Below are 8202 nucleotides of genomic sequence, written 5' to 3'. Positions count from 1 at the left end.
TTCATCAACAATGTCTTGAACCCACGCGTCATCGGCTTCGGCACCATCGACGACATCGACCAGGTGGCCGCCAGACGCTCCGACGACCGCGCCTCCGCCGGCCAGCAGGAGATAACAGGCGTCTTGATGGACGCCTTCGCCGGCGCCGCCACCGTGGTGCGCGGCAACTGCTCGTTCGGCATGTTCTCCAACTACCCCGAAAATGTCGACGACGCGCTGCGCCAGCGCGCCGGCGCCCGCTGGCTGGTCGACGGGCCGCAGAGCCGCGACGACTACATCGATATTTTTGTCCTGCTGGCGGGGAAAAACCATAAGATCCCGCTCGGCGAACACGACCTCTACGCCGCGCAGGAAATCCAGCGCGCCGTGACCGAAGCCTATGAGGAGCACGAGAAGCCGCAGGAAGATGGGCTGATGAAGGTCTACGAGCGCTACATGAAGGAGAACGGCGCGCCGAAATCGATGGCCGATATCGGCACCTATCTGCACCTGATCAAGGATGCCGAGCCCCGCTTCACCGGTCGCGCCATCAAGAATGTCACCGACGCCATCAAGATGCGCGCCATGGACATCGAGCTTCCCGACGATTGGTTCGAGAAGCCGGAAGTCTTCATGCACAAGGGCTACGACGAGAAGAAAGCGATGATCGAGGAACTGCGCGGGCCGTTCTCGATGGACATGGTCATGCAGGAGATCAACCGCTACGCCGACTCGGAGTTCCGCTATTCCGACAAGTCCGACGACTCCGCCGTGGAAAAACTGCTGCGCGACGCCCGCCTGCGCGAACGGGCTGCGCGCGAGATGGAGGAGATGAAGAAGAAGGGGCTATGGAATGCGTGAGCTGCGCCGGCCTTCCCTTCACCCCTTGTGGGAGAAGGCAAGATGAGCCCCGCCAAGAAACCCGATCTCCTGCGCGACAATGAGCTGATCTATGGCCGGCTGCTGACGGTCGACGAGCCGCATCTGATCCAGCGCTACAACAAGGCGCTCGCCGCATTCGGCTTGAAGCCGACCAAGCTGAAGACCTTCCAGATCGATCGCACCGGCTTTTCGCCCGAAGTGGCCGAGGAATGCGACGACTACGACTATCTCGATCCCAACGAGGTCAACCGCCGTTTCATCATCCTGACGCCGTCGCAGATCGACCTGCCGGTGGTGCACACCGCCTTCTCCAACACCTCGCAGCTGATGTTCGAGTTCATGTCCAAGAACCAGCGCGCCATCGATGCGCTGACGATCAAGGATGTCATCTACGGCGAGATCGAGGATTCCGTTCCCAAGGTCAACGATATCGAGGACCTGCTGTCGATCAGCCAGGTCGAGTTCAAGGTGCTGTCGGCTGAGGATGTGCTGGGCAAGGCCGCCGAGCTCGGCAAGCTCGTCGACCGGTTGAAGCAGGAGCCCGACGCCTGGCGCGACAGCGCCATGCTGAACCGCATGGTCGAGCTCGCCAAGATCTGCGGCGACATCCGCGAGAACGCGCTGGTGCCCGACCAGGTGATCTTCCGCCACAACGCCTACTGGACCAGCCATTTCGGTGGCCTTTACGTCTTCGTCGACCCGGATGTGACGACAGTGATCAGCGATCCTGCGGCGCCAGGCTTCCGCCGTTCGCGGCCGTGGCAGGTCAGCTATCTCTCCATTAACGACGCCGACAAGGTGTTCAAGTTCCTCGCCACCACCGGCCGCATCGAGTTGCCGCGCGCCTCCTGGGTCGAGGCCTCGGGCTACCTCGAGCACCGCGCCGAGATGGTGGTGCGCGCGCTGATCCGCGATGCCGAGCCGAACCGCAACTTGACCAATGTCGACAAGGTCTGGCTGCAGACCTGGTTCCAGAGCCATGCCGACCTGATCACCAGGGACGGCAATTTCCCTTTCCTCAACGCCGCCAAGCGCGAGATCGCCCAGCTCGGCCACCTGAAGATCGAGGATGTCTTCCCGCAGCAGCGCTTCCTGGTGATCCGCGCCAAGCCTGACCATCCTGACGCCTGGCTGACCAACCGGCTGATCTCGGATTTCGTGCCGTCGGACTTCGTCTCGCGCTACATCTTCAACAAGGACGGCTTCTACAAGGACTATGGCGGCTTCAGCGACGCCTGGCGATCGCATGTTGTGGACGTTCTCAAAACCACATATTTGAAGGACAAGGTGGCGTTTCGCACGCGCCTCTACGGCCTGACTGACTAGAACGAAATGAACCGTTATTTCGTTCTAACTTCTTGTTTTGGCGCATAATGTTATCCAAAAAGTCTGCAACTTTTTGGCATCATGCTTGAGGGGGTGACACAGCCATGCTCGATCCGATCGTGAACTTCTTCACCCGCATTTTCCAGTGGATCGGCCGCGGTATCGGGCTTTTGATCGGCGTCATCCTGTGGCCGTTCCTGTGGGCCGGACGCTGGTACACGCAACGCGGCTGGATCCTCAAGGCGGCGGTCGGCCTTGCTCTGCTGGTGCTGATCGGCCTCTATGCCAATTTCTTCTACGCCACCCAGTGGTGGAACAATTTCAACCCGAACTATCCAGACACCTACACGTTCGAGAAGCGCAATGTCTCCGCTGGCGAACAGGTCTCCGCCGGCGCCGGCACCGACACGGCCAAGACCTGCGGCAACTCCGGCATTGCCCAGATCGCCGCCGACCTGACCGACTTCAACGTCAACCAGAATGCCTGGATCTCGTCGATGATCCTCTACAAGCTCGGCCTGTTCGGCATCGACTGGGACAACACGCCGTGGATGGACAACAAGGCCTCCTTCCAGCGCGGCATCAACCAGGCGGTGCGGCGCACGGCGACCGAACTCGCCGACAATCTCGGCCGCGTCCGCACCACCTCGCAGATCGACAGCGATCTGCAGAATGCCCGCGGCAACCTGCAGTTCGACGAGGAGACCTGGTATTTCGGCCTGAACCCGTTCGGTCCCAAGACACCGACGCCGAGCTACTATCGCGACGCCGTGCGCATGCTGCGTTCCTTCAACGCTCGCCTTGCCACCTGCCAGGCGACATTCGACGCCCGCGCCGACAATCTGAAACAGTATATCGACCGCATCTCGTCCGACATCGGCTCGACCTCGGCGATCCTCAAGGAACGCGCCGAGAACCACAACAATGGCTGGTTCGACTTCCGCGCCGACGACCGCTACTGGTTCGCCTATGGCCAGCTCTATGGCTATTACGGCCTGATGAAGGGCGCCCAGGCCGACTTCGAGGACGTCATCAAGGAAAAGCATCTGCAGAACCTCTGGGACACGATGGACTCGCAGTTCGTTTCGGCACTGAAGATCCAGCCTTTCATCATCGCCAATGGCCGCGAGGATGGCTGGCTGTTGCCGACGCATCTGACGACGATGGGCTTCTATGTGCTCAGGGTGCGCTCCAACATGGTCGAAATCAGCAACGTTCTGACGCAGTAGCGCTGTTCCATTAGGGACCAGGCGATGGTGAATTTGCGCCGTCGCCTCTGTCGCATTCCGTGCATTGTGCGGCTGTTTTGAGACGGCGGAACGACGCGTCCTCTGGCTTCTATACGGCGCGGCAACGGAGCCAGGAAGAACCGACGACAGGTCGGCCGGTCCGCAGAAGAATTTTCTCAAGAGGAAACATAGTTGCATACAAGTTGACGCCGCGGCAGCGACAGGGTTAGAACATGCCCGCGCCCGGTTCCAACCTGCTTGCCAGTAAGACCAAACCCGTCCCCTCCACCGTCCAATCCAGAGGAAAGCCGTCATGGCCGAAGTGAAGTCCGACATCGAGATCGCGCGCGGCGCCAGGAAAAAGCAGATCCAGGAGATCGGCCAGAAGATCGGCATCCCGACCGAACACCTGCTGCCCTACGGCCACGACAAGGCCAAGATATCAGCCGAATTCATCAAATCGGTGAAGGGCAACAAGGACGGCAAGCTGATCCTCGTAACCGCCATCAACCCGACGCCGGCCGGCGAAGGCAAGACCACGACCACGGTTGGTCTCGGCGACGGCCTGAACCGCATCGGCAAGAAGGCGATCGTCTGCATCCGCGAGGCTTCGCTCGGCCCGAACTTCGGCGTCAAGGGCGGTGCCGCCGGCGGCGGCTATGCGCAGGTCGTGCCGATGGAGGACATGAACCTCCACTTCACCGGCGACTTCCACGCCATCACCACCGCACACAACCTGCTTTCGGCGCTGATCGACAACCACATCTACTGGGGCAATGAGCTCGGCATCGACACCCGCCGGGTCGTCTGGCGCCGCGTCATGGACATGAACGACCGCGCGCTGCGCGAGATCATCTGCTCGCTCGGCGGCGTCGCCAACGGCTTCCCGCGCGAGGGCGGTTTCGACATCACCGTCGCCTCGGAAGTGATGGCGATCCTCTGCCTGTCGACCGACCTGAAGGACCTGGAAAAGCGCCTCGGCGACATCATCGTCGCCTATCGCCGCGACAAGTCAGCCGTCTATGCCCGCGACCTCAAGGCCGACGGCGCCATGGCTGTGCTGCTGAAGGATGCCATGCAGCCGAACCTGGTGCAGACGCTGGAGAACAACCCGGCCTTCGTGCATGGCGGGCCGTTCGCCAACATCGCGCATGGCTGCAACTCGGTCGTCGCCACCACGACGGCGCTCAAGCTCGCCGACTATGTCGTCACCGAAGCCGGCTTCGGCGCCGATTTGGGTGCTGAAAAGTTCTTCGACATCAAGTGCCGCAAGGCGGGCCTGAAGCCGGCAGCGGCGGTCATCGTCGCCACCGTGCGCGCCATGAAGATGAATGGCGGCGTCAAGAAGGAAGACCTCGGCAAGGAAAACGTCGAAGCGGTGAAGAAGGGCTGCGCCAATCTTGGCCGCCACATCGAGAACATCAGGCAGTTCGGCGTGCCGGCGGTGGTTGCCATCAACCATTTCTATTCCGACACCGACGCCGAGATCCAGGCGATGAAGGACTATGTCGCCTCGATGGGCGAAGAAGCGATCCTGTGCAAGCACTGGGCACACGGCTCGGCCGGGATCGAGGATCTCGCCAACAAGGTGGTGGCACTGGCCGAATCCGGCGCCTCGCAGTTCGCGCCGCTCTATCCCGATGCCATGCCGCTGTTCGAGAAGATCAACACCATCGTCCAGCGCATCTATCGCGGCTCGGAAGCGATCGCCGACAAGTCGGTGCGCGACCAGCTCAAGGCGTGGGAAGACGCCGGCTACGGCCATTTGCCGGTGTGCATGGCCAAGACCCAGTATTCCTTCTCGACCGACCCGAACCTGCGCGGCGCGCCGACCGGCCACACCGTGCCGGTGCGCGAGGTCAGGCTTTCGGCCGGTGCCGGCTTCGTCGTCATCATCTGCGGCGAGGTCATGACCATGCCGGGCCTGCCGAGGGCGCCGTCCTCGGAAAAGATCTTCCTCAATGAGGCCGGCAATATCGAAGGCCTGTTCTAAAATCCTTCAATTCAAACAGAAAGGGCGCCGCAGCGATGCGGCGCCCTTTCTGTTTGTTCGGATAGCCCTAAGCAGCGCTGCGCGACAGCGCCCGCTGGTTGGAGCCGAAGATCGTGTCGCGCTCCGGCAGCGCGCCGGTCTGCAGGCACTCCACCCATTCGGCGGTCTTGAGCACGGCGGCGAAGCGCGACTGCAGGATGATCGTGACCACGCGATGGATCTCCTCGGCCGAGGCGTAGCCGGCGCTGTTGGCGTAAGGCACCGAGCCGGTCGCATCCGACAGGAACTCGACGGCAAAGCCCATATGCACGGCGTGGATAATGGTCGACAGGTCACAATTATGCGTCATGTAGCCGACCACCGTAATCGTATCGATGGCATTGGCGCGCAGCCAGTCTTCCAGATCAGTGCCGGTGAAGGCGGAGGGCAGGTTCTTTTCGACATAATGGTCGCGCTTGCGCCTGGCGATTTCGGGATGCAGTTCGCCGCCGTGACTGCCCTTGGCAAAGATCGGCGAGGTCTCGGGCGCCATCTGCTTGACGACCACCACCTTGATACCGGCAGCAGTCGCTGCATCCATGGCGCGTGCCACATTGACGACGCTGTCGCGGAACGGCGGATGCTGGATGGCGAGATTGCCGCCGTCGTAATCGTTCTGCACATCGACGACGATCAGCGCCCGGCGCGGCGTGGTGTTGGCTGGGTCAGACATGGTGTTTCCTTTCCGGCTTGAATTCGATGGATGGAAGATAGGCGGGCTGCCAGACAGCCGAAAGTGACCCGATTGACATCATTCGAAAGAATTGGGACAATCCGCATTCAACCGCTGGAAGCACCCATGAACGACCCGATCATTGCCGTCCTCGCCTTCGACGGCATCAGCCCGTTCCATCTTTCCGTACCGTGCCTGGTCTTCGGCGAGGACAGGACGGCGCTTGGCCTGCCGCGCTTCGACTTCCGCATCTGCGCGGTCAAGGCCGGGCCGATCCATACCGAAGCCGGGCTGACAATTGCCGCGCCGCATGGGCTCGAAGGGCTCGACGGCGCCGATATCGTCATCATCCCGAGCTGGCATCATCTGAGCGAACCGGTATCGCCGCTGCTGATGGAAGCGCTGCGCCATGCGCACCAACGCGGCGCCTTGATTGTCGGCCTGTGCCTCGGCACCTTCGCCATTGCAGCGGCCGGGCTGCTTTCGGGCCGACGTGCCGCGACGCACTGGGCCTATTGCGAACAATTGCAAACACTCCATCCCGACATCGCTGTCGATGCCGCGGTGCTCTACGTCGACAATGGCGATGTCGTGACCTCGGCCGGCGTCGCCGCCGGCCTCGACTGCTGTCTCCACATCGTGCGCGCCCGCTATGGCGCGGAAGCAGCACTGCGGCTTGCTCGCCAGATCGTGCTTTCCCCGCATCGCCAGGGCGGCCAGGCGCAATTCATCGAGCATCCGGTGGCAAGAAGCGCGGACGCCGACCGCTTCACCCAGGCCCTCGACGCGGTTCGCGCGACGCTTGGCGAAGCGCATAGCCTGGACCGCGTGGCCGAGGCCGCCGGCCTGACCCGCCGCACCTTTACCCGTCGCTTTCAGAAATCGATCGGCGCCAGCTTTGGCGATTGGCTGACCAGCCAGCGGATCGAACTGGCGCAGCGTTTGCTGGAAGCGACGGAGAAATCCATGGACATGATCGCCTTCGAAGCCGGCTTCGGCAGCGCCACCTCGCTGCGCCAGCATTTTTCGGCACGGCTCAAGACATCGCCTGCGCAGTATCGGCGCGAGTTCTCCAGGCGGGTCGATCAGGAAGAGCGCATGACGTATGTCCTGTCGTCCTGACCTGTTCAGCCCCGCTTGACCGGCCGCGCCGGATTGCCGATCACCGTGGCGTTCGCCGCCACGTCGCGCGTCACCACCGCACCGGCGCCGACGATGGCGCCTTCACCGATGCTGACGCCGCCAAGGATGACGGCTGAGCCGCCGATCCAGGCATTGGCGCCGATCTCGATCGGTCGGGCGATCTCCAGTCCGGCCTGCCGCCCACTGGCCTCCTTGTGGTGCTCGGCGCAGTAGATCTGCACGTTCGGGCCGAGCAGCGTTGCCTTGCCGATGCGCACGCTCGCCGTGTCGAGGATGGTGCAGCCGGTATTGAGGAAGACGCCGTCGCCGAGAAAGATGTTGAAGCCATAGGCGCAGTGGAACGGCGCCTCGATACGGGCGCCCTCGCCGGCTCTTCCCAGCAGTGCCTTCAGACCCGGCCCGAGATTGCCGCGTTGACGAGGCGGCAGCAAGTTGTGCTCGAACACCGCATCGCGCGCTATCATCCGCAACGACTCCAGTTCGTCATCGATGCAGGTATACCATTCGCCGGCCACCATTTTCACGCGCTCGCTCTCAGCCATGATGCGGTCTCCAGTTCACGTCCTTGCAAAGCACAAGTGCAGCCAAAAGCGCCGATGCCAGTACTGGTCAAATATTGGACCTATGGTAGCCTGTGACTCAAGGCCGTCTTGGCCCGTGATCGAGGGGGATCGACCATGCTCTACATTCTCGCACTTCTGATCGGCGTCATTGCCGGTCTTCGCGCCATGACGGCGCCGGCCGCCATTGCCTGGGGCGCTTATCTCGGCTGGCTGACGGTTGCCGGCACTTGGGCGAGCTTCATGAGCCATTGGGCGGCTGTCGGCATCTTCACCATCCTGGCCATCGTCGAGCTGGTCACCGACCAGTTGCCGTCGACGCCGAGCCGTAAAGTACCCCAGCAATTCGGCGCCCGCATCGTTACGGGCGCTTTCTCC

At 62.3% G+C, this 8202-nt stretch carries 6 protein-coding genes and 2 pseudogenes; 6 read left to right on the top strand and 2 right to left on the bottom strand.

All coding sequences use genetic code 11. From position 1 onward, the window contains the following. The 4 genes and pseudogenes from ENZ74_RS09885 to ENZ74_RS09870 form a co-directional block, all read left to right on the top strand. Positions 1-840: pseudogene (locus ENZ74_RS09885) on the top strand (ATP-binding protein); the annotation flags it as partial. Between the two features lie 42 nt (positions 841-882). Then, a complete protein-coding gene (locus ENZ74_RS09880) occupies positions 883-2187 on the top strand; it encodes a DUF6638 family protein (RefSeq protein ID WP_063168857.1) in 1305 nt (434 codons plus the stop codon). 104 nt (positions 2188-2291) lie between these two features. Next, a complete protein-coding gene (locus tag ENZ74_RS09875; protein WP_013529949.1) occupies positions 2292-3416 on the top strand; it encodes a DUF2333 family protein in 1125 nt (374 codons plus the stop codon). A gap of 313 nt (positions 3417-3729) precedes the next feature. Then, a complete protein-coding gene (locus tag ENZ74_RS09870; RefSeq protein WP_013529948.1) occupies positions 3730-5409 on the top strand; it encodes a formate--tetrahydrofolate ligase in 1680 nt (559 codons plus the stop codon). Between the two features lie 67 nt (positions 5410-5476). Here ENZ74_RS09870 and ENZ74_RS09865 read toward each other — a convergent pair whose 3' ends face one another. Beyond that, positions 5477-6121 (bottom strand): cysteine hydrolase family protein, encoded by a 645-nt coding sequence (locus tag ENZ74_RS09865; RefSeq protein ID WP_013529947.1) that lies wholly within the window; start codon positions 6119-6121, stop codon positions 5477-5479. Positions 6122-6247: 126 nt separating this feature from the next. On the opposite strand from ENZ74_RS09865, the gene ENZ74_RS09860 reads away from it, so the two are divergent. After that, entirely contained in the window at positions 6248-7243 is a 996-nt protein-coding gene (locus tag ENZ74_RS09860; RefSeq protein ID WP_063168858.1) for a helix-turn-helix domain-containing protein, read from the top strand. 5 nt (positions 7244-7248) lie between these two features. Here the strand turns inward: ENZ74_RS09860 and ENZ74_RS09855 are convergent, their stop codons facing one another. Then, positions 7249-7806, bottom strand: a complete 558-nt coding sequence (locus tag ENZ74_RS09855) for a sugar O-acetyltransferase (RefSeq protein WP_063168859.1) — start codon at positions 7804-7806, stop codon at positions 7249-7251. Between the two features lie 135 nt (positions 7807-7941). On the opposite strand from ENZ74_RS09855, the pseudogene ENZ74_RS09850 reads away from it, so the two are divergent. Beyond that, positions 7942-8202, top strand: a pseudogene (locus tag ENZ74_RS09850) (DUF4126 domain-containing protein); the annotation flags it as partial.

Origin of the sequence: Mesorhizobium sp. M7A.F.Ca.CA.002.15.2.1, assembly GCF_003998715.1 — a bacterium.
GTDB classification, from domain to species: domain Bacteria; phylum Pseudomonadota; class Alphaproteobacteria; order Rhizobiales; family Rhizobiaceae; genus Mesorhizobium; species Mesorhizobium ciceri.
Note: the sequence above shows the minus strand (reverse complement) of the source record. Positions and strands in the feature narration are given on the sequence as shown.